The sequence below is a fragment of the Klebsiella sp. CN_Kp073 genome, assembly GCF_040065495.2.
Classification (GTDB): Bacteria; Pseudomonadota; Gammaproteobacteria; order Enterobacterales; family Enterobacteriaceae; genus Klebsiella; species Klebsiella aerogenes.
Window position 1 is genome coordinate 2688364 of the sequence record NZ_CM198051.1, and the last position, 26328, is coordinate 2714691.

The window sequence follows — 26328 nt, forward strand, 5'->3', positions numbered from 1 at the left end:
ATGCCTCAGTGAGCGCCGATGCGCGCTCATTTTCTGGAGATAGAACTATGTCAAACCACTCTGCGTTGAGCCTGGAGGCGGTTGCGCCTGCCGTAAATGAAGAGTTAGTGTGGAAGAAAGTCGTCCGCCGCACGCTGCCCTTATTAATGATTTGCTATATTCTGGCCTATCTTGATCGAATCAACGTCAGTATCGCTAAATTGCAAATGTCGAGCGATCTGGCCTTTTCCGATACTGTTTACGGTATCGGCGCGGGAATATTTTTTATCGGCTTTTTCTTTTTTGAAATTCCCAGCAATATGATCCTTCATCGCTTCGGCGCCAGACGTTTACTTGGCGGTTTACTTATTTCCTGGGCGCTCATCGCGCCGCTGACGGCATTCGTGCGCACGCCGCTGGAGTTTTATACCGTGCGCTTCTTTTTAGGCGTGGCGGAATCAGGCTTTTATCCCGGCGTAATTCTGTATCTTTCGTTCTGGTTCCCCAGCTATCGCCGCGGACGGATGTTTGCCCTCTTTGCTACCGCCGTGCCGCTTTCGGGGATCCTCGGCGCTCCGCTTTCTGGCTGGATTATGGGCCATTTTCATGAGTATGGCGGTCTCGCTGGCTGGAAGTGGTTGTACATTATTGAAGGCGCGCCATCACTGCTGATTGGCGTACTGGTGATATTTCTGCTTACCGACCGCATTTCTCAGGCGAAATGGCTTTCAGATGACGAAAAAGCGTTGCTCGAGGCGCGACTGCACAGCGATGGCAGCCATAAAACCGAGCAGCATGGTTCAATGCTGGCCGTCCTGAAGAATCCGAAGGTCTGGTTACTGACTTTTATCTATTTCTGCCTGATTGCCGGGTTCTATACCGTTAGTTTCTGGATGCCAACGCTGATTCACAACGCCGGTGAAGGCGATGTGCTGAAAGTCGGATTGTTAACCGCTATTCCTTATGCCGCAGCGATAGTCACCATGATTGCCGCTTCGCGTAGCGCCGATAAACACAGAGAACGTCGCTGGCATCTCGCCGCCATCGCCGTCATGAGCGGCCTGGGCATGATTATTGCGGCGTTATTCAGCCACGATTTGGTGATTGCGATGATCGGCTTAACAATTGGCGCCGCGGGCGGATTGAGCACCCTACCACTCTTCTGGAGCCTACCGACGGCCTTCCTTGGCGGCGCTTCAGCGGCGGTTGGTATCGCGGTAATCAACTCCTTTGGCAATCTCGCCGGCTTTGTCGCGCCGTGGATCATGGGCCTGCTCACCGATATGACCCATTCGACGCTAACTGGCACCTTAATCATCTCCGCGACGCTGTTTATCGGCGCCGCTGCGATATTCCGCATTCCTGCTCGTATGGTTAACCATTAATAATATTGAGAACATCACCATGAATAATACATTAACGATTGCCGTCACCGGCGCCGCCGGATTTCTTGGCTCCCAACTGGTCAAGGCCCTGCTTCAACGTGGTTCGCTAAGCGGCCCGCAGGGCGAAACGCAAGAAATCGGTAGACTGATCGCTATCGACCGCGTGGCGTTACAGGGGATCGACGATAGCCGTTTACAAGTATTAACCGGCGACATCAGCGATAGCGAATGGTTACGTAGCGCGATTCCCGCTCAGGTCGATAGCGTCTTTCATTTAGCCGCCATCGTTTCAAGCCAGGCGGAACAAGACTTCGAGCTGGGGATGAAAATCAACGTTGATGCCTTCCGCCAACTGCTGGAGCACCTGCGTCAGCTGCCGCAGAGCGTCAAACTGGTGACCACCAGTTCGGTGGCGGTGTTCGGCGGCGACTTGCCGGAAAAAGTGAGCGATTCACAGGTATGGTTGCCGCAGAGTTCTTACGGTACGCAAAAAGCGATTTGCGATCTGTTACTGGCGGATTACAGCCGACGCGGTTGGCTTAATGGCAGAAGTCTGCGCATGCCCACCATCGTCGTGCGTCCGGGAAGGCCCAATCAGGCGGCATCGAGTTTTGCCAGCGGTATTATCCGCGAGCCTCTTAAAGGAGAACCCGCCGTTTGCCCGGTCCCGGCGGATACTCGTTTATGGCTGTTGTCGCCCCGTAACGCAATTAAAGCTTTAATTCACGGGCATGAACTGGCTGAAGCACAGTTGACGGACGGTCGGGTGATTAATCTCTGCGGGCTGTCGGTCAGCGTCGAACAGATGATAGCGGCGTTACGCCAGGTTGCCGGCAGTGAGGTCGCGCAGCGCATTACCTTCACCCCCGATGCCGCCATTGAACGCATTGTCAATTCATGGCCCGGCGATTTCGACACGCGTTACGCTCAGCGTCTTGGGTTTAGCGCCAACCACAGCTTCAGCGAAATGATCGAAGAGTATATGGCGGATTACCTCAAATAGGTTCGGTACCAGCGGCGCCCGACGGCGCCGCGGCATGTTACCAGGGGAAGTCGTGAACTAGCGAAAGATCCCAGGCGGTGGCCAGTAACGACAGAAACATAATCAGATTAACGGTAGTTTCGATTCGTTTTTCCATGTTGCTTCTCCTGTGTCGCACAGCTAGAGCTTCATCAGATACCGAACATAATCGTCCGCAGGGGTGAATTCATCATACAGTCGGCGTGCAGGATTATCGTGACGGGTGTGCCAGTACAGCCGCGACCATCCCTGAATTTTACCTTCAGCCTGCAGGGTTTGAATCAGCGTTCTCGCGACTCCCCGTCCGCGGGCTTTTGGCGCAACAAACAGGTCTTCCAGATAACAAATTGGCGTCGTCACCCAGGTGCCTTCGTGCAGTACGCAGATAGCAAACCCCAGCACCTCGCCATCAACCACGGCCACCCGGCCGATTACCGGTGAATGTGGATCCCGCAAACGCCGCCAGGTATGTTCGGTAACGCTATCCGGCTGCGGGCTATTATAGAACTGCGTGTACCCCTCCCATAACGCTCGCCAGGCGCTGTAATCCCGGTCGGCAGGTTCACGAATGTCGATATTCATTGATGGGATCTCCGCACGCTAAACGTCATCGTTAAGTCATTATTTTGCTTTCTGAAAATGACTTCAAGCGCCGAGTGCACATTTCATCTTTTTCCTCCCTACTAAGCGATGCGGGTATGGCGTTACTGCAACGGTTTATTGTTAATAACAATCAGAATGTTGTAACTAATGATAAAAATTAACCCGGCAGCATGCCGGGTCATTACAGTGGAGCGTTTAGCACAGCGGTTTTACGGCACTGCGCATGCCATCACGTAAAATAGCCTCCAGATCGGCCGTCACCTGCGCCGTCAGCCCCGGCACCTTCGTCAGATCCTGCTGCCAGTGCGTTTCTACCGACAACACCGACGTTACCAGATCCCGCGTTGCAAGCTGGCCGTCGCGATGCTGCGCCCACAACGACTGGAAGCGTTCGATCCACTCCGCGTCGTCCTGAACCGGGTAGACTTCACCGTTACGTTCGCCGCGGTAGAAGGCGATCAGCGCCGCCAGCGCGAAGGTCAGGCGCGCAGGGAGCTTACCGCTCTGCTTCTGCCCTGCCAGCAGCTGCGGCAGGATACGAGTGCGGAATTTAGTCATGCCATTAAGGGCGATAGATAACAGTTGGTGCTTGATATAGGGATTGCGGAAGCGTCCTGTTACCGCGCTGGCGAACGATTCCAGCTCATCGCGCGGCAGATCGAGAACCGGGATAATCTCCTGGTATATCGCTTTTTCGACAAATGCGCAGACTTCCACGTCGTTCATCGCTTCACCAACGGTGTCCAGACCCGCCTGCCAGGCCACCGGCACCAGTGCGGTATGCGCGCCGTTGAGAATCGCGACCTTTCGTTCTTTATACGGTTTGATATCGTCAACAATCAGCACGTTGAGCGGTAATTTATCGAGGCGCAGTTCGGCGGCCAGCGATTTCGGCCCCTGGATCACGAACAGGTAAAAGTGTTCGGCGGTATCAAGAAAGGCGTCGTTATAGCCAAGCTGCGTTTCAATCTGCTCCGCTTCATCGCGCGGATAGCCGGTCACGATGCGGTCCACCAGCGTCGAACAGAAGGTGTTCGCCTCTGCAAGCCAGGCGGCGAAAGCTGCCGGCAGCGCCCATTCACGTGCATAGCGCAGCACCAGTTCACGCAGCGCCTCGCCGTTATAATCAATGAGCTCACAAGGGATGATAACCCAGCCTTTATCAGCAGCGCCGGCAAAATGGCTGAAGCGCTCATATAGCAGCCGCGTCAGTTTCGCCGGATAACTTACCGCGGGCGCATCGTCGAAACGGTCGCCCGCATAGTAACTAATACCGGCCTCCGTGGTGTTGGAGAAGACAAAACGAATGTCCGGATTGTGCGCCAGGCGCAGAAATTCATCGTAATCGTGGTAGGCGCTAATTTCGCGGTTTACCGAACGAATAAGACGCGCATCGCTGACCGCCTCGCCCTTTTCATTCAATCCGCGAATAATCGTGGTATAGAGGCCATCCTGAGTGCTCAGCGACGGCGGGAAATCGCTGGCGATGGGTCGGACGATGACCACGCCAGCATTCAGGTCAGTATGCTCGTTAAGCAGGTCAATCTGCCAGTCAACAAACGCGCGCAGGAAGTTACCTTCGCCAAACTGGATGATACGTTCAGGGTACTGCGCGCCGGGGAAATCACGACGGTTTAAGGTTTTCACAATGGGTTCCCTCTTAGAGTAGTCATACAACCTGAGTAATTGGTCCAATAAGTTATCAGGTTTTATGATTGGCAAAACCCCGTTTTGATCAAACCTCTTCGTTTTATTCTGTCGCCGGGAGGATCTTATAGAACAGCGTGGTGCCCGTCATTTCCCCGTCAGGCATTAAGGCAAACTGCGGAATTTCCCCCGCTTTTTGCCAGCCACACTGCTGATAGAAGCGTTCCGCTCCGCTGCCGGTCGCGGTATCCAGCACCAGCACCGTTTTCCCGTGCGCCAGTGCAATAGCCTCAAGCTCGCTCATCAGTAACCCGGCGATCCCCTGTCGGCGCGCATTTTGGTGAACCAAAAGCTTGGCGATATCGGCACGGTGCGGCTGGTTTTCCGGTTGGTCGATAATCAACTGGACGGTCCCCACTATCTGCCGTTGTTGGTTTTCTGCCGCCAGCACAATCCGCTCACCGGCGGCGACGCTTTGCGCCATCCGCTGCCAGAATCGCTCGCCGGTGTCCGGCGAAAACGGCTGCATAAAACTGACCGAAGCCCCGCCGTTAACGCAGCTGGCGAGGATTTCATTTAATTGCGGAAGATGTTCAAGAATGGATTCACGCGTCAGCGTGCGAAGTGAAATAGGTGTGGCCATGGGTTGCTCCCTGATAATGACCACATCACTATGTTTTTAACTAATATTTAACTCAAGCAAAAAGACCATTGGATTTTCTTATCACACGCCGTCAGGCAGCGCCTGCACGCAAACACGATTGCGCCCGGCCTGCTTGGCGTTGACTAACAGGTCATCCGCTTCCATTAGCAGCTGATTAAACAGCTCGGCGATCCGTCCTTCACCCACTTCACGGCACTGCAGGCCGAGACTCACCGTCAGGCGAATACGCTGCTGCCCCCAGGTGAAGGTTTCCGACTCGATTCCCTGGCGAATTTTTTCCGCCAGCAGATGGGATTGTTGAGCATTATCGAGCAGCGCCGCGACGGCAAATTCTTCCCCGCCGATACGCGCCACCATTCCCTCTTCGCCTGCCAGTTCACGTACGCGCTGGGCAAACTGGGCCAGCACGCAGTCACCGCATTCATGACCCCAGGTATCATTCACCCGTTTAAAACCATCGATATCCAGCACCATCACCGAGAGCTGTTTATTCGCCTGCGGCGCCTGACGTTTCAGCGCCTCGCCCAAACCGGAGCGCGAGTAAACGCGGGTCTGAAAATCAAAGTCAGCGCGGAGCGCCAGCTGTTTGACCAGGTTGTTGATAGCCTCGACGCTGGTCGCCACGATCACCGGACTAATCAGCATCGCCGCCATACCAAGACGGGTTGAAAACAGCTGCCACGGCTGGGGACGCGCATCCGGCGAAAGATGAATAAGCGAGTTCGCCACCAGCAGAATTTCCGTGATACCGGTCATAAAAGTCAGCAGGCAGGTCAGCGGCAAGGGATAGCGAATCGCGCACCAGATCAAGGCCGGCAACGGGAAGGTCAGGCTTCCGGCGCCGCCTACCGCCACGCCGAGCGCTATCGATAACACCAGCGCGATAACCGGCAACAGTTGGCTAAAGCGAAAACGGCCCAGCACCGAGGGCAGCGTCAGGGTCAGAATAAACGGCAAGATGAGTACCGCGGTCGAGAACTGCTCACTAAACCAGTCCGCCAGTTGCGGAATGAACGTCGCCCGTTCAACATCAACCGAACCCAGCGCGCCTACCGCGGCGCACACCAGCGCCGCCAGCAGGCAATAACAAAACAGATTCAGAGCGTTAATTGGCCCCGGCATCGAATCGGCGCGCCGCTTATCCCACAGCACCAGTTGCGCCAGAATAACGATAAAGACGATATTGGAGAAGTTAATCAGCAGCGACGCAAAACCCATGCCCCAACGGGAAGTCAGGCCGTCATAAACCAGCATCGCGGCAAAACAAATAGCGTAAAAATAGCTGCGATTTAGCCAGACGTAGCGTGCGAAAATACCTGCCATGACGGCATTGAGCGGCCAAAAGAACGAAAGCTCCTGCACCAGACGCAGCATGGCGCCCATAAAGTGCAGCAGGATCGTCAGCGTGAATAACACCAGCGCATCGCGCACCGGTTGATCCTCGCGAAATAGCGTGAATGACCGAATCGACAGTGAAGACATTCAGTAATTATCCGTCTAATTGTTTCAGGCAATTATTATGTAAATAATTAGTTAGCGGATTATCATAGCATGAGAATATTTGTTAGGCATACTGCCATGCCTTCGCGTTACAGGTTAACGGCGGGTAATCGCATTCATTTCCATGACCAGCCAATGGTGAATCACCTGTACGACGTAACGCTGCTCCTCGCCGCTCAGTTCCCGTCCGCGCGGGATCGCATGCCATTTTTCCAGACAGCCGCGGCAGCAGGTGGCCGTGGCGTGCTGAGCGATAAACACCGGGTGCCCGCGCATCGGCGTCTGCTTACCATCATTAGCGATCTGCGCCGGAGCCAGCCGTTTGGCGATAAAATCCGCCGCGTGGCTGTCGATAACCTCCGGCCCTTTATCATAACAATACTGCCGCTCTTTCGCCCCAAGGTGGAAGCGTGAACGGAACGTTGAACGCCCAAGCCGGGCGAACAGAGTTTCCATTGCAGACATCAGAACACCGATCTTCCTAAACGTTGGGTGAGTTTTTCCAGTAAAGCGATCCCCGCCAGCGAGTTACCGGCCTCATCAAGTTCCGGACTCCACACCGCAATCGCCATCTCCTGCGGCACAATCGCCACAATGCCGCCGCCGACGCCGGATTTTGCCGGCAGCCCGACGCGCCAGGCGAACTCGCCGGCGTTCTGGTACATACCGCTGGTCATCATCAGCGCGTTTACCTGCCGCGACTGTATCGGCGCGATAACCGGATCCGCCAGATGCGGGGCAATCCCCCGATCGGCGAGGAACAGGAAGGTCCGCGCCAGCTCGACGCAGCTCATCTCCAGCGAGCAGTAGTGGAAATAGTTTTGGAGCACCGTGGCGACATCGTTATGGAAATTGCCGAAAGATTTCATCAGCCAGGCGATGGCGGCATTACGTGCAGAGTGTTCGAACTCGGATCGCGCGACCACCGAATCATAGGCAATATCGTCCACCCCGCTCAGCCGACGCACGATCTCCAGCATTCTCTGACGCGGCGCGCTCAGACGGCTTTGCAGCATGTCGCAAACCACCAACGCTCCGGCGTTGATAAAGGGGTTACGCGGTTTGCCCTGTTCTATCTCCAGCTGCAGTAAGGAGTTAAAGGGCTGTCCGGAGGGATCTTTACCGACGCGTTGCCAGATCTCCTCTTCCTGATAATGGTTCATCGCCACCACCAGACTGAGCACCTTCGAGATAGACTGAATTGAGAAGCGTTCGTGGGCATCGCCGGCGCTATAGTGCTGACCGTCGACCGTACAGATAGCGACGCCAAGTTTATTGCCGCTAACGCGCGCCAGGGCTGGAATGTAGTCCGCTACCTTGCCGCGCCCAATCAGCGGCCTGATTTCTGCCAGAACGGCATCCAGCATTGCATTATTAATAACCGTCGCCACACTCGGCTCCTTGCCCACCATCGAAATTCGGGTGGCGAGTATAGCAGAGCGCGACGACGGACGTCAGGCGCTAACGTCGATTAGCGACGGTCTTTCCATACGGTTTGAATATTGCAGAACTCATGCAAGCCAAAATGCGACAGTTCCCGACCAAAGCCGCTTTTCTTCACACCGCCGAAAGCCACGCGGGCATCGCTGGCGCTATAGCCATTGATAAATACCCCGCCACACTCCAGACCACGAGAAAAACGTTCCGCTTCCGCGCTGCTTGACGTAAATACGGTTGCGGAAAGGCCAAACTCGCTATCGTTAGCCAGTTCAAGCGCATGCGCCGCGTCGCGGGCTTCGCTGATGGTAGCCACCGGTCCGAAAAGCTCCTGACGAAAACCGGTCATCTCGGGGGTAACGTTGGCCAGCACCGTTGGCGCGTAATAGTTACCGGCGCCGGCGATTTTCTCGCCGCCAAGCAGCAGCGTTGCCCCTTCTTTCAGCGTGGCTTCCACCTGTTGATGCAGTTCATCGCGCAGATCGAAACGCGCCATCGGACCGATATAATTTTGCTCGTCGCGCGGGTCGCCCATTTTCAACGCCGCCACCGCGGCCACAAATTTTTTGCTAAAAGCGTCGGCAATACCCGCTTCCACAATAAAGCGTTTCGACGCCGCGCAGACCTGTCCGCTATTCTGATAACGGCCGATGACGGCGGCTTTTACCGCTTCGTCCAGATCGGCATCGTTGAGCACGATAAAGGGATCGGAACCACCAAGCTCCAGCACGCATTTTTTCAACGCTGCGCCGGCCTGAGCGCCGATTGCCCGCCCGGCGCGTACGCTACCGGTCACCGTGACCGCCGCGATACGGTCGTCATTGATAATTTGCGAGACGCCCTCGTTCGTGGCGTTGATCCAGCCAAAAACGCCAGCCGGCAGTCCCGCTTCGGGAAACAGTTCGCCCAGCAGCTGCGCGCTGCCCATCACATTTGGCGCATGCTTCAGCAGATAACTATTCCCTGCCAGCAAAATCGGTACCGCGCCGCGCAGAACCTGCCAGACCGGGAAATTCCACGGCATCACCGCCAGAATCGGCCCCAGCGGACGATATTCAATCACCGCCTTATTATCTTCTACCTGGGTGGCTTCGGTCGCCAGCATCGCCGGGCCATGCTCGGCATACCAGTCGCAGAGATTGGCCGATTTACTCACTTCGCCGCGCGCCTGGGCGATAGGCTTACCCATTTCAAGGCTGATCATTTGCGCCAGCTCTTCGCCACGGGCGCGCATTGCGCTGCCGACTTTACGCAGCGCGGCGGCGCGGTCGGTGACCGCTACGTGGCGCCACTGGCGAAAAGCCTGTTGCGCCAGAGCGATGGCTGAATCCACTTGTTGTTCGGTTGACCACGGCAGAGACGACACGACTTCACCAGTGGTCGGGTTAACGGAAACCGCATGGGTGGCAGATAAATTCATGGTTATTCTCTCTGTAGGGATTGCGAAGTGTGGATATTGTGGCCTACCCTTCCTTTCATTGAAAATGAATAATATTAAGCAACACATTCACAAAAGAAGAATAGTATGGACTTAACCCAGCTTGAGATGTTTAACGCCGTCGCCAGCACCGGCAGTATTACCCAGGCCGCGCAGAAGGTGCACCGCGTCCCGTCGAATCTGACCACCCGCATTCGCCAACTGGAGGCAGACCTCGGCGTCGAGCTATTTATTCGCGAGAATCAGCGGCTGCGTCTGTCGCCGGCCGGGCACAGTTTTTTACGCTACAGCCAGCAAATCCTGGCGTTAGTCGATGAAGCGCGGATGGTGGTGGCCGGCGATGAACCGCAGGGGCTGTTTTCCCTCGGATCATTGGAAAGCACCGCCGCGGTACGTATCCCCACGACGCTGGCTCATTTCAACCAACGCTATCCGAAGATCCACCTGGCATTATCCACCGGCCCGTCCGGCACCATGATTGACGGCGTGCTGGAAGGCGCGCTGAGCGCGGCGTTCGTTGACGGTCCGCTGGTTCACCCCGGTCTGGAGGGGCTGCCGGTGTTCCCGGAAGAGATGATGATCGTCGCCCCCTTTGGCCATGCGCCGGTGACGCGCGCCAGCGAGGTTAACGGCGCGAACGTTTACGCATTTCGCGCCAACTGCTCTTACCGCCGCCATTTTGAGAGCTGGTTTCACGCCGACCGCGCGACGCCCGGAAGGATCCATGAGATGGAGTCCTACCACGGTATGCTAGCCTGCGTAATCGCCGGCGCCGGGCTGGCGCTGATCCCGCGCAGTATGCTGGAGAGTATGCCCGGCCATCAGCAGGTTTCCGCCTGGCCGCTCGCCGAAGAGTGGCGCTGGCTGACGACCTGGCTTGTATGGCGGCGCGGCGCGAAAACGCGCCAGCTGGAGGCATTTATTGAATTGCTGAACGAGGATCGTCAGGCGGCAACCGCGACATGATGGCGGACGTTAATCGGCGATAATCAGCCGCGGCGAGAGCTCCTGGAGCGCCTCGCGGGTTTCCGTCGGCAAATGCGCGTCGGTGATAATGTCCGTGAGCGAGTCGAGGTGCGCGATATTGAACAGTGACCAGGCGCCGTATTTCGAACTGTCGGCCAGCAGGATCCGCCGCCTGGCGTTGGCAATCAGATCGCGTTTCAGCGCCGCCTTCTCTTCCGTCGGCGCGGTAATGCCCTTTTGCAAATCCCAACCGTTACAGCTGACGAACGCCAGATCCGGCCACACATTCTGCAGCAGGCGTCGCCCATGTTCGCCAATACACGACTGGCTGCTGTCATCGATGCGCCCGCCGATAATCGTCACTTCAATCTGTTTGAATTCAGCCAGAAACAGTGCGATATGCAGATCGCTGGTGATGACCCGCAGCGGCAGATGCGTAATCTGTCGCGCCAGTTCAATCATGGTGGTACCGGCGTCCAGCACAATGGCATCGCCGGCCTTGATAAGCGACGCCGCCGCTTTCGCGATGGCGTACTTCTCCTGCGGACTACGCTGCGCTTTTTCCAGCGTCGTCGGCTGTGTGGGAATAAATCGGTTGAGCGTCACGCCGCCGTGGGTACGGCTAATTACCCCTTCCTGATCGAGTTTAATCAGATCGCGACGAATGGTCGCCGGCGAGGCGTTGGTTACCGCAACCAGTTGGTCGACCGTTACCAGATTATGGCTTTTCAGGAAGTCCATAATCTGCTCTAACCGATTATATCCCTTCATGTTATTCCTGTGCGATTTGCATGGCGAGCTCAATGGAGGTTGCCATGCTCTCAGACTTCGCTTTACCTGTCCAGGCAATATCAAAGGCGGTGCCGTGGTCCGCGGAGGTGCGGATAAACGGCAGCCCGGCGGTGATATTCACTCCATCATAGAACCCGAGCAGCTTGAGCGGAATATGCCCCTGATCGTGATACATCGCCACCACCATATCGTACATGCCTTCGTGGCACTGCATAAAAACGGTGTCCGGCGGGCACGGTCCGAAGACATGAACGCCCTGTGCCTTCATCGCCGCGACGGCCGGGGCGACGATACGAATCTCCTCATCGCCAAACAGACCGTTTTCACCGGCATGGGGATTCACCCCAGCGACCGCGATACGCGGCTGCTGGTAACCCACGCGGCGTAAAAAATCATCGGCGACGCGGATAACCGTCTCTACCCGCGACTGGCTTAGAGTATCGAGGAAGCGTCGCAGCGCGATATGGGTGGTGACGTGGATCACCTTAAGCTTATCGGTGTACAGCACCATGGCATAATCTTTAGTCTGGGTCAGGTGGGCCAGCAGTTCGGTGTGTCCCGGGAAATGGTGCCCGGCCAAATGTAGCGCTTCCTTATTTAACGGCGCGGTGGCGATAGCTTTAACTTCGCCCGCCAGCGCCAGCGCGGTGGCGCGCTTGATGCAGCGATACGCCAAATCCCCGGCCTGGGCCTGAACTTCACCGGGCCGCAGGGCCTGAGGGTCGCTTAACGGTTCATCAATCACGTTAATCGTCGCGGGTGAAAACTGCGCTTCTCTCGGGTGCTCAATAATCCGCAACTCCGCGCGCGGGGTAATGTTCAGCGCCAGGATTCGCCGCAGCGTCTGCGCGCAGCCCACCACCACCACCGGCGCGCCGCTCAGTTCGCCTTCGCTCAGCGATTTAATAATAATTTCCGGACCAATGCCCGCCGGGTCGCCCATCGTTACCGCAATCATGTTAGACACTCAGTTTCTCCTCAATAAAATTCACGACATCCCGCAGCGTGGTCTCCGTACCGAATCCCCCTGCTTTGGTCATCACCGGACGCGGCCAGCGACTTCCGAGAAAATGGCCGTACGGCACGCATTGCGCCACCCGGCCGGTTATATGAAACCCCTGCGCGCCGAGCGCCTGAGCGACGGCGATCGCGACATCGCCACCGGACAGATAGAGCGCCCCGGGCGCATGGAACTCAACGGCGAGTTGAGTGACCTGCGCGAGATAAGCGCAGATCCGTTCTCCCAGCGCAGCGCGGCTCAAGCCGCGTTCACGGCACAGCGCCTCAATGCCGTGCCGGACAGCGCTGTCCGCGCAGGTGGTGACCACGCAATGATGATTTGCCGCCAGCGCCGCGGCGATTCGCCGGGCATCGGCCAGGGCGTCGCCGTTAAAGGCGCGGGCGGCATCAATCCCGATCCGCGCGACTCGCGGATGGCCGGCCAAAGCGGCGACCTGAGCCTGCGCTATTTCACTCATGGAGCCGACCACCGCCAGCAACGGCCCGGTCGTGGCCCGGCGCAGGTAGCGCGCCAGCGCCTCGCAGATCCCCGCAGATCCCACCAGCAGCGTTTGTCGCGCGCGGCTGGCTACCGCGGCGATTACCTTATCCAGCTGCGCGTCTTCTTCAGCATCAATAATCAACACACGCGGTTGGTCGCTCTCTTCCGCGAGGGCGGCTGCCAGTTGCTGCGCATCCAGCGAACGGCACGGCAGGCGGCTCTGCATGGCGAGCAATTGCCCAATATCGGCGCTACTGACCGGCGTTTTGGGATCGCTGGCGAATTCGGTTTTATCGAGCGCCACGCCGTGGACATAACATCGTCCGCCGCGGGTTATGCGCCCTGCCGCCGGAAAGGCCGGCGCGACAACCGCGACAGAGCAGCCCCGCGCACGCATCATTGCCTCCAGTTCCGCGCCGGGGTTGCCGCGCAGGGTGGAGTCGATTTTCTTCACCTGCCAGACGGCGGCGAAATTTTCCGCATCACGGAGTATCGCGTTTACTTTCTCTGCTGCCTGCGCCCCGGAAAGCGCCCGACTATCGCTATTGAGAACCAACGCCCGGGTGGTCGGCTGATAACCGGCGTTAAACGCCACCTCAACCGCTAAACCCGCTTCCGCCAGACTGACACCGGCATCATTGGCCCCGGTAAAGTCATCTGCCAGCACCAGAACAGGATTATCGCCGCAGCTCATTCTCTTTCCTTCATCGCTTATCTGAATCGCTAATGATTATATTCAATCATATTTGATTAAATGTGAGCAATCTCAAGTTATTAAACCTCCGTATAAATTATAACTTTTGCTCATCGAAATGAGTGAACACCAAGTGGATTGATTGAATTTAATCATTACAAAAGAGGAGTAAGACGTGGCGACGATTAACAGCACGATTATCAGCGGCGCGGGCGCCATCTCAGCCCTGAAGCCAGTGCTGGCAGGTAAAAAAAGCATTTTGCTGGTCACCGATGCGAACGTCGGTAAGCTCGAAGCGACCAAACGGATCCAACATCTGCTGGGCGAGAATACCGTTGATGTGAGGATCGTGGATTCCGTCCCGGCAGAGCCCAGCCAACATGATGTGGCGCAGATTGTTGCCCAACTCGCGGGAGCGCAGCCGGAGATGGTCGTCGGTATCGGCGGCGGCAGCGTTCTCGACGTGGCTAAGCTGCTCTCGGTACTACTTCATCCCGCATCCCCTTCGCTGAACGCGCTGATCGACGGCGAGAAACCGCGCCTGCGTCTGGCATCGCTGCTGATACCCGCCACCGCCGGCACCGGCTCGGAAGCGACGCCAAACGCTATCCTGGCTATTCCCGAACGTAATACCAAAGTGGGGATTATCTCCCCGGTGCTGCTGCCGGATTTCGTGGCCCTGTTGCCAGAACTGACCACCAGCATGCCTGCGGCCATTGCCGCCTCCACCGGCATCGATGCGCTGTGTCATCTTCTGGAGTGCTTTACTTCAACCGTCGCGAACTCGGTAAGCGATAACGCCGCCTTAATCGGCCTGTATAAGCTGGTACGGAATATTGAGCGTTCCGTGACCGACCCGCAGGATCTCACGGCGAAACTGGAGATGTTGTGGGCTTCGTACTATGGCGGCGTGGCTATCAATCATGCCGGCACGCATCTGGTGCACGCGCTCTCCTACCCGCTTGGCGGCACCTGGCATCTGCCGCACGGCGTCGCGAACGCCATTCTGCTGGCCCCCTGTATGCAGGTCGTGCGCCCGTACGCGGTGGATAAATTCGCCCGGGTCTGGGATCTGATCCCGGACGCCGATCTGACCTTGAATAACGAACAGAAATCTCATGCGCTGGTCCGCTGGCTGGCACAGCTGGTGAAACGGCTGGCGCTGCCGGACAACCTCGCCGCGCTGGGCGTACCGCCAGAGAGCATTGAAACGCTAAGCGCCGCGGCGCTGGAAGTAAAACGATTAATGAACAATGCCCCATGCAGCGTAAGCCAGGCTCAAGTCCAGGCGATTTACCAGACGCTGTTTCCACAGTCATGTCATCAGGGAGAAGAGAGATAAATGCATCATTCCATTCGCGGCGTGTTAACCGCCATTGTTACCCCCTTTACCGCTAGCGGTGAACTGAACCTGACGGCGCTACGCCAGCAGGTAGAGCGACAGCTGGCCGCCGGTAACGGCATTTTTTGCGGCGGAACCAACGGCGAGTTTTTCGTCCTTAATGAGGCGGAAAAAATTGCGGTTGCCGAAACCTGCGTCGAGGCGGTTGCCGGACGCGCGCCGGTGGTGGCCCATATTGGCGAAGTGTCGACGCGGGAAACCATTCGTCTTGGCCGGCAGATAGCAAGATCAGGCGTCGACGCGGTGTCCGTCATCACCCCGTGGTTCGTGCCGCTTAAACAAGATGAGCTGGTAAGCCACTACATGGCGATCGCCGATGCGCTCAGCGTACCGGTATTTCTCTATAACATCCCGGCGCGTACCGGGAACACCATTGAACCGCAAACCGCTCGTCGGCTGGCTGCGCATGGCAACATTATTGGCATAAAAGATAGCGCAGGTAGCTATGACAGCCTGAAGGGCTTTCTTGATGCGGTGCGCGACATCGACGGTTTTAATGTCCTGAACGGGCCGGATTCGCTGATTCATCAGGGTTTCGTGGATGGTTGTTCAGCGTGCATTTCCGGGCTGGCTAACGTGGCGCCACGGGAGATTAACGCGATTTGGTCAACCTTCCAGGCTGGCGATATTGCGGCCTCAAGGCTGGCGCAGGAAAACGTCACCGGCCTGCGTACCGATCTCTATAAAGTCGCCTTTTCCCCTGCCGCGGTGAAAAAAGCCTTGCAGCTGATGGGCCATGAAGTCGGCGATAGCCGCTACGCGGTGCAGTTTAGCGCATCTCAACTGCAGCAAATACGCGGGATCATCGCGCAGTATCTTAATTAAGCGCTGCGCTTCTTCAACAAAATAGACCGGGTACCTGTGTACCCAGGATTCGTACGCCCAAAGAGAGGCTAAGATGAATCATTTTACCACTGAAGATACCTTTATTATTGTCGGCATTGTCATCGCCTATATCTTATTTACCACCTGGCTGACGTTCCGTATCAGAAGTAAAAATTCCGGGGATTTTATGGAGGGCTCGCGCGCGATGCCTGCCTTTATCGTCGGTATCCTGCTGATGTCGGAATATATCGGCGCCAAGTCGACTATCGGTACCGCACAGGCCGCATTTGAGAGCGGGATTGCCGCCTCGTGGTCGGTGCTGGGCGCCGCCATTGGCTTTCCGTTGTTTGGCCTGATACTGGTTAAGCGGATTTATAATACTGGTAAAATTACTATTTCCGGGGCGATTGCCGAGCGATACGGCACCAGTACCAAGAATATTATTTCCATCATTATGATTTACGCCCTGTTGCTGGTGAACGTCGGTAACTACGTCAGCGGCGCGGCGGCAATTTCCACGGTATTAAAGATCAATTTACCCCTCGCGGCGTTTATTACCGCCATTGTAAGTACTTTCTATTTTGCCTTCGGCGGTATGAAAGGCGTAGCCTGGGTCACCATGCTGCACAGCGCATTAAAATATGCCGGTCTACTCATTATTATGGGCTTCGCGCTGGCAAAAACCGGCGGTTTCACGCCGATGATTGAGAAGATGCCGGATTACTACTGGACCTGGGATGGTAATTTTGGCGCCGGCACCATCTGCGCCTGGCTTATCGGCACTATCGGCTCCATCTTCTGTACCCAGTTTGTCATTCAGGCGATCAGTTCGACCAAAAACGTAAAATCGGCGAAACGCTCTACCTGGATTGCCTTTTTCTTCTGCCTGCCTATCGCCTTCGCGATCGCCATTATCGGCGTGGCGGCGAAGTTTCTGCACCCGGAAATCAACAGCCTGTACGCTCTACCGGTGTTCCTGCAGGATATGAACCCGTGGCTTGCCGGATTAGTGACAACGTCACTTGTGGCTTCTATTTTCGTTAGCGTCAGCACCGTTGCCCTGGCGATTGCCTCTCTGGTGGTAAAAGATTTTTACGTGCCGTGGCGCAACCCAACGCCGGAGCAGGAGTTTAAGGCCACCCGCTGGGCCTCGCTGATCATCGGTTTTCTGCCGCTTATTTTTGTGCTGCTGGTACCGGAAGTGCTGAAGCTCTCCTTCTTTACCCGCGCCATCAGACTCTCTATCACCGTGGTCGCGGTCATCGCCTTCTATGCGCCGTTCTTTAAGAGCGCCCGCGGCGCGAACGCTGGCCTCATCGGCGCCTGCGTGGTGACTTCGGCGTGGTATTTGCTCGGCGATCCGTTCGGCATCAATAACATGTACATCGCGCTGATCACCCCGGCCCTGATTATGGTGATCGACCGCCTAATCCCCAATAAAGCGCAACAATCATCCCCGGCCCCCATTGAACAACGTGGAGTGTAAAAATGACCACCACCCCAACTTTTGACGGCGTGATTCGCCAACACCAGCAGGATCCTAAGCTCGCCGCGGCAATGCTGCCCTCCGGCTGCCCGCAAAACCATGCCGCCAATCTTCTGCCGCTGCCCGATGGCACGCTGATGTGCGTGTGGTTCGGCGGTTCGCAGGAAGGGAAAGCGGATATTTCAGTCTGGGGATCGCGTTTAGCGCCGGGCGCCACAACGTGGAGCGACGCGATAAAGTTATCCGACGACCCGGAACGTTCAGAACAAAATCCGGTGCTGTTCCAGGCTCCTGATGGCGTGCTGTGGCTGTTATGGACCGCGCAGCACGCCGGCAATCAGGACACCGCTATTGTGCGTTATCGCCAGTCGCACGATGGAGGAAAGCACTGGGGAGCGATTGCCACCCTACTCGATGAACCCGGCACCTTTATCCGGCAACCCATAACCGTAATGCCCAACGGCAACTGGTTGCTGCCGGTTTTCTATTGTCGTACCCGTCCAGGGGAAAAATGGGTCGGTAACGACGATATCAGCGCGGTAAAAATCTCAGCCGATGGCGGCAAAAGCTGGCGCGACGTGGCGGTACCGCAAAGCCTCGGCTGCGTGCATATGAATATCACCCCGCTGGCCGATGGCTCGCTGGCCGCCTTCTTCCGCAGCCGCTGGGCCGATCATATCTGGTACAGCCAGTCGACAGATTATGGCGAAAGCTGGTCAGCGCCGATCCCCACCACGCTGCCAAACAATAACTCGTCCATTCAGGCGACCACGTTGAGTAACGGCGATCTGGCGCTGGTCTTCAATAACATGAGCGCAGCAGGCGCCAGCGAGCGTCGGGCATCGCTATACGATGAGATAGAAGACGACGACGGCCGGAAAGAGCCTGAATGCACCGGGAAAACCGCCTTCTGGGGCGCGCCGCGCGCACCAATGACCGTGGCTATCTCCGCCGATGGCGGCAAAAGCTGGCCGTGGATGCGCAACCTTGATGAGGGCGACGGCTACTGTATGACCAACAATTCAGAGCAAAAACTAAACCGTGAATTCTCCTATCCCAGTATTAAACAGGGTGAAGACGGTAATTTACACATTGCCTATACCTGGTACCGGCAGGCCATTAAGTATGTCCGCGTCTCGCCGCAATGGGTTAAAGGAGAAGGCGTATGATCATCGGTAATCTGAATGCCCTGCCTCAGGCGGGGTTGCCGCTGGCGTTGCGGCAGATACTCAGCCGCACTGAATGTTCTCTTGCCGCCCTGACAGCCCGCGAAGATGGCCGCTTCCAACCTGCAGATGGCGGATGGTACTGCACCATCGGCACCGCGCAAACCCAGGCGGCAGGACAGCGACATACCGAATATCACCACCAATGGGCCGATATTCAGGTCATTTTAGCCGGCGAGGAGACGCTGCATGCCGGTATGGTGTACACAGGCCAACCTGATGATGAAGAACGCAAGCCGGATCTCTTTATCAGCAAGCAGACGCCGCAAAGCGTCACGCTGCATCTGTGCGCCGGGGACTTCGCGGTCTTTCTCCCCGGCGAACCGCACCAGGCACTGTGCGCCGTTACGTCACCCGCCCCGGTGAGGAAAGCGGTGTTTAAAGTACCGCGCAGCATGCTGGAGGCGCCATGAAGCAGGCACTGGTGACGGGCGCGAGCTCGGGGATCGGCGCCGCGATTGTCGGTCAACTGCTGGCGGAGGACTGGCAGGTGCTCGGTCTGAGCCGCTCCGCGCCGACGTTCATCCATGAAGGCTTCACCCATCTGGCGGTCGATGTGAGCGACCGCCGCGCGCTGGTTGATGCTCTGTCGTCGGTACCACCGCCGCAGGCGATTATCCATGCCGCCGGTTTGATGGCGGCGGCGCCGCTAGGAGAACTTGACGCGCAGCGTGGCGAGACGTTGTGGCGTCTACATGTAGATGCGGCGCAGACCTTAGCCAACCGCTTTGCGCCCGTCATGGACCGTGGCGGACGGATTATTCTTTTGGGTAGCCGGACCTCGCGCGGAGCGGCAGGCCGTTCTCAGTATACGGCAACCAAAGCGGCGCTGGTGGCGCTGGCGAGAAGCTGGGCGGCGGAACTTGCCGCTGCGGGCATTACCGTTAACGTTGTCGCCCCCGGCGCCACCGATACGCCAATGCTGCGCCAGCCGGGACGCGAGAGTTCGCCGCCGAAGGCGCCGCCGCTCGGTAGATTGATTAAGCCACAGGAGGTGGCGTCGCTGGTGAGCTGGCTACTTAGCGAAGGAGCCGCGGCCATGACCGGACAAGAGCTGGTGATGTGTGGCGGCGCCTCGCTTGGTTAGGAGTACCCGGCTAAACGTCGCGCCAGCCGGGGGAAACTATCATTAACCTTCGCGCAAATAGACCGTGCCGCGCAGATAGGTGGTCGCCTGGCCGCTAATCAGTACGCGGTCATCGCGCCATTGGCAGCGCAGCTCGCCGCTGCGCGCCGACACCTGGCGCGCCAGCAGGTCGGTTTTATTGAGCTTCGCTCCCCAGTAGGGGATCAGCATACTGTGGGTTGACCCGGTTACCGGATCTTCCGGTACCGATTCACCGGGGCAGAAAAAGCGGCTGACAAAATCGTACTCTTCGTCGGCCGCGCTAATGCAAATCATCTTATCCAGCGTCTCCAGCAGCGCCATATTCGGGCGCACCGCTTCAACCTGCGCCCGGTCGCGCAGAACCACCAGATAATCACGCCCTTCCCGCACCTCCAGCGCGTCATCGATGCCCAACCCGGCGAACAGCGCCGGCGGTACGTCATGCACCGGCGTGGTTTGCCAGGCGGGGAAATCCAGCGTCAGCCAGTCGCCGCTGCGCGTTACCCGTAGTTCACCGACAAAACGGGTGCTAAATACGATAGTTGCCGAGGGGTGGTCGAGATATTCAAAAATCACGTGCGATGCCGCGAGCGTGGCGTGGCCGCAGAGGTTAATCTCATCAAGCGTCGTGAACCAGCGCAGCTCATAGCCAGCGTCGGTGCGGACAAAAAACGCCGTTTCGGATTGATTATGCTGCTGCGCCATTTTTAAGAGCGTTTCATCAGGCAGCCATTCGCTGAGCGGGCATACTGCCGCCGCGTTGCCGCCAAAATTGCGATCGCTGAAGGCATCGACCAGGTAAAAACTGATTTCTTTCATCGTGCTCCCCTTTTTTATCGGCTATCAACATGACACATAAACCATACCCGCACACTATTAGCCGAAAAATTAAGTTGTTAGCTGCCACAGACATCAGCAAAAAATGAGATACAGATCACAAAGTGATTGTATTTTCAGCAGCATTCGTTTTAAGATCGCCTCCTCTTCTTCTCATTACTACCAGCCCGGAATTTATGCTTACAAATACGGTCTCACGCAAAGTCGCGTGGCTGCGGGTCGTCACGCTGGCAATAGCCGCCTTTATCTTTAATACCACAGAATTTGCCCCGGTCGGCCTGCTGTCTGATATTGCCGACAGCTTCGGTATGGAAACGGCCCAGGTCGGGATCATGTTGACCATTTATGCCTGGGTAGTGGCATTGATGTCGCTGCCGTTCATGCTGCTGACCAGCAAGATGGAGCGCCGTCGCCTGCTCATTGGCCTGTTCGTGTTATTTATCGCCAGCCACGTATTGTCATTTTTCGCGTGGAACTTCACGGTGCTGGTGGTGAGCCGCATTGGCATCGCCTTCGCCCACGCGGTGTTCTGGTCGATCACCTCCGCGCTGGCTATCCGTATGGCCCCTCCCGGCAAGCGCGCTCAGGCGCTTAGCCTTATCGCCACCGGTACCGCGCTGGCCATGGTGTTCGGCATTCCTATTGGCCGTATCGTCGGACAATATTTTGGCTGGCGCACAACCTTCCTGGCCATTGGTCTTGGCGCTTTAGCGACGCTGGTGTGCCTGGCAAAACTATTGCCGGCGCTGCCAAGCGAACATTCCGGTTCGCTCAAGAGCCTGCCGGTGCTGTTCCGCCGTCCGGCGCTGCTCGGTATTTATTTGCTGACGGTTATCGTGGTGACCGCCCACTACACGGCATACAGCTATATTGAACCCTTCGTGCAGAACGTCGCAGGGTTGAGCGCTAATTTCGCCACTCTGCTGCTGTTGGTGCTCGGCGGCGCGGGTATTATTGGTAGTATTGTATTCGGCAAGCTGGGAAACCAACATGCTTCCGGGCTGATTACCACCGCTATCGGCATGCTGCTGGTATGCCTGCTGTTGCTGCTACCTGCCTCAAGGAACGCCAACCAGCTCATGCTGCTCAGCGTGTTCTGGGGGATCGCGATTATGGTCATCGGCCTCGGCATGCAGGTGAAAGTGCTGGCGCTGGCTTCGGATGCTACCGATGTGGCGATGTCGCTGTTTTCGGGAATTTTCAATATTGGTATTGGCGCCGGCGCGCTGGTCGGCAGCCAGGTGAGTACGCAACTGTCGATGTCGGCGATAGGCTACGTTGGCGCCGTACCGGCGCTGGTAGCGCTGGTGTGGTCGGTGATGATTTTTCGCCGCTGGCCATCGCCGGGCGATGAGCAGCAGCCGCACCACTCCCATTAGCCTTCAGCGAAGCCCGGCCGCTTACTGCCGGGCACGTGAATCATATTGCTGCCCTCAGGCGTGGTAGTTGGTGATAATTTCCAGCACGCCGTTAATAATGAACTGCACGCCCATACAGACCAGCAGGAAACCCATCAGGCGGGAAATCGCCTCGATACCGCCTTTCCCCACCAGCCGCATGATCGCTCCAGAGCTACGCAGGCAGCCCCACAGAATGATCCCTACCAGCGCAAAAATAATCGGCGGCGCGGCCAGCACGACCCATTCCGGGAAATCAACACCGTGTTTTACCGTCGAGGCGGAGCTGATAATCATCGCGATGGTGCCCGGCCCCGCGGTGCTGGGCATCGCCAACGGCACGAAGGCGATATTCGCCGTGGGTTCATCCTGCAGCTCTTCCGATTTAATTTTCGCTTCCATCGAATCATGAGCTTTCTGCTGCGGAAACAGCATCCGAAAACCAATAAAAGCCACAATCAGACCGCCGGCGATACGCAGACCGGGAATGGAAATACCAAAGGTATTCATCACCACCTGACCGGCGTACCACGCCACCATCAGGATCGCAAAGACATACACCGATGCCATCAGCGACTGTCGATTACGCTCAGCGTTGTTCATATTGCCCGCCAGACCAAGGAACAATGCCACGGTGGTGAGCGGGTTCGCCAACGGTAAAATCACCGCCAGACCGATCCCTATTGCTTTAAACAGTTCCAGCATAGTGAGTCAACATCCCGTTAAGTATTATTTTTTCAGTACAGTTTCACCCCGTGAGTATATCGACAGCAGCGACTCAGATGCCACATCCACGAAAAAAATCACGTCGATAAAAAATAACAAGTGTTAGTAAAATGAGAAAAAGTGACAGCCGTCAAATTATCAATCTTTAGCAAATCGTGGCATCGGCGAATTCATAATGTTGACTTATGATTGCCGCGGCAATAATATCCATCGCAACTAAATAATTGCCTGGGCAACTATCATGGAAAACACTAACAATCTGTTCAACGAGATGATCCCTCTTGGCCGATTGATCCAGATGGTTAACCAGAAAAAAGATCGACTGCTCAACGACTATCTTTCACCCATGGATATCACCGCCACCCAGTTCCGGGTGCTCTGTTCCATTCGCTGTGAAGTATGTACAACACCCGTTGAGCTGAAGACCGTCCTGTCGGTCGATCCAGGCGCAATGACGCGCATGCTCGACAGGCTAGTCTGCAAAGGCTGGATAGAACGGTTGCCCAACCCAAATGACAAGCGCGGCGTTCTGGTGCAACTGACACCAGAAGGCGCAGCCCTTTGTGAGCACTGTCATCAGGTTGTGGGTCAAAAATTGCACCAGGAACTAACAAAAAATCTAACGGCAGACGAAGTGGTCATGCTTGAGCAACTGCTCAAGAAAGTCCTGCCGTAATAAGAAGAGGTAAGATGATGTCCAGACGCAATAACGACGCCATCACTATCCATAGTATTTTGTCGTGGATCGAAGAGAACCTGGAATCTCCATTATCGCTGGAGAAAGTTTCGGAGCGCTCAGGTTACTCCAAATGGCACCTGCAAAGAATGTTTAAGAAAGAGACCGGCCACTCGTTGGGCCAGTACATCCGCAGCCGCAAGCTGACGGAAATCGCGCAAAAACTCAAGCAGAGCAATGAGCCGATTTTGTATCTGGCCGAGCGCTACGGTTTTGAATCGCAGCAGACGCTGACGCGGACGTTTAAAAACTATTTCGATGTGCCGCCGCATAAATATCGCATCACCAACGTTCCGGGTGAATCCCGCTACCTGATGCCGCTAAATAATTATTGTTGTTAATCGCCTGCATAAAGACGTACTGAGGAAATCATGAAATTATTCGCTACCGCCGCCATCGTGCTAATGGCGCTGGCTGCAAGCCAGAGTTATGCGGAGCAAACCACCACTCCGGTTCGCCACAATAACCGGGACGCGATGATTATCCCTTCCGAACATAACGACTCGCCGTTTGATTTTAATCACATGGCTGCCGGCAATGATAAATCGGATGAGCTGGGCGTACCGTATTACAACTAACGCCCGCCCATTCCGCAATGACTCAAGCCCCGCTGAAGCGGGGCTTTTTTATCCCGGCTTCGTCGGGACGGTCATTACCGCGCTGCGCCGCGGCGCGCAAGCCGCAGACCGAACACGTTAATATAGAGCCCGCCCATAATCAGCGCCGCCCCCAACAGCTGTAGGCCATTGAGCCGTTCGCCAAGCAGCAGAGCCGCGCTCGCCATCCCGACTACCGGCACCAACAGCGACAGCGGCGCCACCCGCCAGGTTTCATAACGCCCGAGCAGCGCCCCCCAGATACCGTAACCAACGATGGTGGCGACAAACGCCAGATACATCAGCGACAGCACGGTCGTGGCGTCGATATTAACCAGGCTTGCCGCCATCGCCTGCGGGCCATCAATAATGCCAGACGCCAGCATGAACGGTAACACCGGAATCAACGCGCTCCACACCACCAGCGACATAATCGGCGGCTTATGTTGATGAGACATAATTTTCTTGTTGAAAATGTTGCCGCAGGCCCAGCTGAACGCCGCCGCCAGAGTCAGCATAAAGCTGACCAGCGGCACGTGCTGGCCGCCGAGGCTGGCCTCAACCAGTACCAATACGCCAAAAATAGCCAGCGCGATACCGGCGACCTGCTTTCCCTGTAACCGCTCGCCAAAGACAAAAGCGCCCAGCACGATAGTGAAAAAGGCCTGAGCCTGCAGTACCAGAGATGCCAAACCGGCTGGCATACCGAGGTTAATCGCGCAGAATAAAAAGGCGAACTGGCCGAAACTGATGGTCAGGCCGTAGCCCAGCAGCAGGCGCAGCGGTATTTTGGGCCGCGCAACGAACAGTAGCGCCGGAAACGCCACCAGTAAAAAACGTAACCCCGCCAGCATCAGCGGCGGCATATTGTGCAACCCGAGCTTAATCACCACAAAATTAAGCCCCCACACCACCACTACCAGCATTGCCAGCAGTCCATCTCTGCGCGTCATACGATGCCTCTGTCTTTCTGGTCAACGATGACCAAGGTCAAAGTAACCAAATTCCCGCCGCTCGAACAGATCATTATTTTTAGCAGGTGCTGAAGGCACTTTCCGACATAGAGCCCGCTATACAAGGCTCAGTTAGCATGCTATTTGTGATCGGGCACAACAAAAATAAAACACAACATCGGGCAAGGAAAAAATGACAACCACCATCAGGCGCTCAACGGTAGCGCTACTGGCGTCGTCGTTGCTGTTAACCATCGGCCGCGGCGCAACGCTTCCTTTTATGACGATTTATCTCACCCGCCGTTTTCAGCTGGAAGTCGACGTCATCGGCTATGCGCTCTCCGTCGCGCTGGTCGTCGGCGTTATCTTCAGCATGGGCTTCGGTATTCTTGCCGATAAGTTCGACAAAAAACGCTATATGCTGATCGCCATCGTGGCGTTTATCGCTGGCTTTATCGCCATCCCCGCGGTCAATAGCGTGGCGCTGGTGGTATTCTTTTTCTCATTGATCAACTGCGCTTATTCGGTTTTTTCTACCGTGCTGAAAGCCTGGTTTGCCGATGTGCTGACGCCGGAGAAAAAGGCGCGCATCTTTTCGCTCAACTATACCTTCCTCAATATCGGCTGGACCGTTGGGCCGCCAATTGGCACCCTACTGGTGATGCAGAGCATTAACCTGCCTTTCTGGCTGGCCGCGCTGTGTGCCGCCTTCCCGCTGGTGTTTATACAGCTCTTCGTCGAACGTACCTCTGCCGTTAGCGTGGAAGGTACCGCGCCGCAGTGGACGCCGTCGGTGCTTTTGCGCGATCGCGCCTTGCTGTGGTTTACTTTTTCCGGTTTACTGGCATCGTTTGTCGGCGGCTCATTTGCCTCCTGTATTTCGCAGTATGTACTCGCCGCAGGCACCAGCGACTTCGCGGAAAAAGTGGTCGCGGTAGTGCTGCCGGTCAACGCCGCGGTGGTGGTCGCGTTGCAATACGCCGTCGGGCGACGGCTTTCGGCGCGAAACATCCGCCCGCTGATGACCTTCGGCACCCTGTGCTATGTGTTGGGTCTCGGCGGTTTTATCCTCTCCGGTAATAATCTGCTGATGTGGGGCATTTCCGCCGCTATCTTTACCCTTGGCGAAGTTATTTATGCGCCGGGCGAATATATGTTGATCGATCAGATTGCCCCACTCGGTATGAAAGCCAGCTATTTTTCCGCCCAGTCGTTAGGCTGGTTAGGCGCGGCGTTCAACCCGATGCTGACCGGGATAATCCTTACCCATCTGCCGCACTGGTCGCTATTCTTCATCTTAATGCTGGCGATCGTCGCCGCCTGGCTGATGATTTTCCGCGGCATGAATGTGCGTCCCTGGCAAACCGTACAGGCGTAAACCCAGGCGTCATGCGGCTGTCGGGTTGCTG

At 56.5% G+C, this 26328-nt stretch carries 27 protein-coding genes; 14 read left to right on the forward strand and 13 right to left on the reverse strand.

All coding sequences use genetic code 11. The features are described from left to right. Positions 1-47: 47 nt before the first annotated feature. On the forward strand, positions 48-1364 hold the full coding sequence (locus ABLV66_RS12960) for an MFS transporter (protein WP_045394499.1): 1317 nt from the start codon (positions 48-50) through the stop codon (positions 1362-1364). Positions 1365-1383: 19 nt separating this feature from the next. Then, positions 1384-2367: a D-erythronate dehydrogenase gene (gene denD, locus ABLV66_RS12965; RefSeq protein WP_348877199.1), complete on the forward strand. Its 984-nt coding sequence runs from the start codon at positions 1384-1386 to the stop codon at positions 2365-2367. A 159-nt stretch (positions 2368-2526) separates the two neighbouring features. On the opposite strand, the gene ABLV66_RS12970 is transcribed toward denD, so the two are convergent. The 7 genes from ABLV66_RS12970 to sad all read right to left on the reverse strand — a co-directional run bounded on the left by ABLV66_RS12970 (position 2527) and on the right by sad (position 9656). Beyond that, positions 2527-2967 (reverse strand): GNAT family N-acetyltransferase, encoded by a 441-nt coding sequence (locus ABLV66_RS12970; protein WP_316422246.1) that lies wholly within the window; start codon positions 2965-2967, stop codon positions 2527-2529. Between the two features lie 216 nt (positions 2968-3183). Continuing rightward, the gene (locus ABLV66_RS12975; RefSeq protein ID WP_348877198.1) at positions 3184-4635 is read right to left on the reverse strand and encodes a tagaturonate reductase; all 1452 of its coding nucleotides are present in this window, start codon (positions 4633-4635) and stop codon (positions 3184-3186) included. Between the two features lie 103 nt (positions 4636-4738). Continuing rightward, complete coding sequence (locus tag ABLV66_RS12980; protein WP_049059760.1) at positions 4739-5278, reverse strand: GNAT family N-acetyltransferase; 540 nt, start codon at positions 5276-5278, stop codon at positions 4739-4741. Between the two features lie 81 nt (positions 5279-5359). Further along, the gene (locus ABLV66_RS12985) at positions 5360-6781 is read right to left on the reverse strand and encodes a GGDEF domain-containing protein (RefSeq protein ID WP_045394513.1); all 1422 of its coding nucleotides are present in this window, start codon (positions 6779-6781) and stop codon (positions 5360-5362) included. 114 nt (positions 6782-6895) lie between these two features. Then, entirely contained in the window at positions 6896-7264 is a 369-nt protein-coding gene (locus ABLV66_RS12990) for a DUF4186 domain-containing protein (RefSeq protein WP_047050917.1), read from the reverse strand. Then, on the reverse strand, positions 7264-8190 hold the full coding sequence (gene glsB, locus ABLV66_RS12995; protein WP_015366717.1) for a glutaminase B: 927 nt from the start codon (positions 8188-8190) through the stop codon (positions 7264-7266). Before glsB ends, ABLV66_RS12990 begins: the two co-directional genes overlap by 1 nt. A gap of 80 nt (positions 8191-8270) precedes the next feature. Then, positions 8271-9656: a succinate-semialdehyde dehydrogenase gene (sad, locus tag ABLV66_RS13000; RefSeq protein WP_348877197.1), complete on the reverse strand. Its 1386-nt coding sequence runs from the start codon at positions 9654-9656 to the stop codon at positions 8271-8273. 105 nt (positions 9657-9761) lie between these two features. Here sad and ptrR point away from each other — a divergent pair, with 105 nt between their 5' ends. Beyond that, on the forward strand, positions 9762-10640 hold the full coding sequence (gene ptrR / locus ABLV66_RS13005) for a putrescine utilization regulator PtrR (RefSeq protein WP_063415232.1): 879 nt from the start codon (positions 9762-9764) through the stop codon (positions 10638-10640). Between the two features lie 9 nt (positions 10641-10649). Here the strand turns inward: ptrR and ABLV66_RS13010 are convergent, their stop codons facing one another. The 3 genes from ABLV66_RS13010 to dtnK are packed head-to-tail and all read right to left on the reverse strand — an operon-like array spanning position 10650 to position 13627. After that, on the reverse strand, positions 10650-11411 hold the full coding sequence (locus ABLV66_RS13010) for a DeoR/GlpR family DNA-binding transcription regulator (RefSeq protein ID WP_047048141.1): 762 nt from the start codon (positions 11409-11411) through the stop codon (positions 10650-10652). 1 nt (position 11412) lies between these two features. Further along, positions 11413-12399, reverse strand: a complete 987-nt coding sequence (locus ABLV66_RS13015; RefSeq protein WP_047067417.1) for a D-threonate 4-phosphate dehydrogenase — start codon at positions 12397-12399, stop codon at positions 11413-11415. Beyond that, positions 12392-13627: a D-threonate kinase gene (gene dtnK / locus ABLV66_RS13020; RefSeq protein ID WP_063447039.1), complete on the reverse strand. Its 1236-nt coding sequence runs from the start codon at positions 13625-13627 to the stop codon at positions 12392-12394. The genes ABLV66_RS13015 and dtnK overlap by 8 nt, the downstream gene beginning before the upstream one ends. A 175-nt stretch (positions 13628-13802) precedes the next feature. On the opposite strand from dtnK, the gene ABLV66_RS13025 reads away from it, so the two are divergent. The 6 genes from ABLV66_RS13025 (at position 13803) to ABLV66_RS13050 (ending at position 19653) form a co-directional block, all read left to right on the forward strand. Continuing rightward, positions 13803-14969: an iron-containing alcohol dehydrogenase gene (locus ABLV66_RS13025; RefSeq protein WP_348877195.1), complete on the forward strand. Its 1167-nt coding sequence runs from the start codon at positions 13803-13805 to the stop codon at positions 14967-14969. Beyond that, a complete protein-coding gene (locus ABLV66_RS13030; protein ID WP_348877194.1) occupies positions 14970-15854 on the forward strand; it encodes a dihydrodipicolinate synthase family protein in 885 nt (294 codons plus the stop codon). It begins immediately after the preceding gene. Positions 15855-15927: 73 nt separating this feature from the next. After that, the gene (locus ABLV66_RS13035) at positions 15928-17340 is read left to right on the forward strand and encodes a sodium:solute symporter family protein (RefSeq protein ID WP_047038689.1); all 1413 of its coding nucleotides are present in this window, start codon (positions 15928-15930) and stop codon (positions 17338-17340) included. A 2-nt stretch (positions 17341-17342) separates the two neighbouring features. Next, positions 17343-18509, forward strand: a complete 1167-nt coding sequence (locus ABLV66_RS13040) for a sialidase family protein (protein WP_348877193.1) — start codon at positions 17343-17345, stop codon at positions 18507-18509. Continuing rightward, positions 18506-18979, forward strand: coding sequence for a NanQ anomerase/TabA/YiaL family protein (locus ABLV66_RS13045; RefSeq protein WP_213797263.1), 474 nt, complete (start codon positions 18506-18508; stop codon positions 18977-18979). Before ABLV66_RS13040 ends, ABLV66_RS13045 begins: the two co-directional genes overlap by 4 nt. Further along, positions 18976-19653 carry an SDR family NAD(P)-dependent oxidoreductase gene (locus ABLV66_RS13050; protein WP_348877192.1) on the forward strand — a complete coding sequence of 226 codons (678 nt, stop codon included), beginning with the start codon at positions 18976-18978 and terminating at the stop codon, positions 19651-19653. The genes ABLV66_RS13045 and ABLV66_RS13050 overlap by 4 nt, the downstream gene beginning before the upstream one ends. A 42-nt stretch (positions 19654-19695) precedes the next feature. On the opposite strand, the gene ABLV66_RS13055 is transcribed toward ABLV66_RS13050, so the two are convergent. After that, entirely contained in the window at positions 19696-20493 is a 798-nt protein-coding gene (locus ABLV66_RS13055) for a PhzF family protein (RefSeq protein WP_047048115.1), read from the reverse strand. A 194-nt stretch (positions 20494-20687) separates the two neighbouring features. On the opposite strand from ABLV66_RS13055, the gene ABLV66_RS13060 reads away from it, so the two are divergent. After that, on the forward strand, positions 20688-21890 hold the full coding sequence (locus ABLV66_RS13060; RefSeq protein ID WP_047079234.1) for a sugar transporter: 1203 nt from the start codon (positions 20688-20690) through the stop codon (positions 21888-21890). Positions 21891-21944: 54 nt separating this feature from the next. On the opposite strand, the gene ABLV66_RS13065 is transcribed toward ABLV66_RS13060, so the two are convergent. Next, positions 21945-22613: a MarC family NAAT transporter gene (locus ABLV66_RS13065; protein ID WP_047048110.1), complete on the reverse strand. Its 669-nt coding sequence runs from the start codon at positions 22611-22613 to the stop codon at positions 21945-21947. A 262-nt stretch (positions 22614-22875) separates the two neighbouring features. On the opposite strand from ABLV66_RS13065, the gene marR reads away from it, so the two are divergent. The 3 genes from marR to marB are packed head-to-tail and all read left to right on the forward strand — an operon-like array spanning position 22876 to position 23948. Then, positions 22876-23310, forward strand: a complete 435-nt coding sequence (gene marR, locus ABLV66_RS13070) for a multiple antibiotic resistance transcriptional regulator MarR (RefSeq protein ID WP_045394564.1) — start codon at positions 22876-22878, stop codon at positions 23308-23310. A 17-nt stretch (positions 23311-23327) separates the two neighbouring features. Then, positions 23328-23711 carry an MDR efflux pump AcrAB transcriptional activator MarA gene (gene marA, locus ABLV66_RS13075; RefSeq protein WP_015366733.1) on the forward strand — a complete coding sequence of 128 codons (384 nt, stop codon included), beginning with the start codon at positions 23328-23330 and terminating at the stop codon, positions 23709-23711. 30 nt (positions 23712-23741) lie between these two features. Next, entirely contained in the window at positions 23742-23948 is a 207-nt protein-coding gene (marB, locus tag ABLV66_RS13080; RefSeq protein WP_020078926.1) for a multiple antibiotic resistance protein MarB, read from the forward strand. A 74-nt stretch (positions 23949-24022) separates the two neighbouring features. Here the strand turns inward: marB and eamA are convergent, their stop codons facing one another. Then, positions 24023-24919: an O-acetylserine/cysteine exporter gene (gene eamA / locus ABLV66_RS13085; protein WP_348877191.1), complete on the reverse strand. Its 897-nt coding sequence runs from the start codon at positions 24917-24919 to the stop codon at positions 24023-24025. A 193-nt stretch (positions 24920-25112) separates the two neighbouring features. On the opposite strand from eamA, the gene ydeE reads away from it, so the two are divergent. Next, positions 25113-26297: an efflux MFS transporter YdeE gene (gene ydeE, locus ABLV66_RS13090; RefSeq protein WP_348877190.1), complete on the forward strand. Its 1185-nt coding sequence runs from the start codon at positions 25113-25115 to the stop codon at positions 26295-26297. Positions 26298-26328 lie beyond the last annotated feature (31 nt).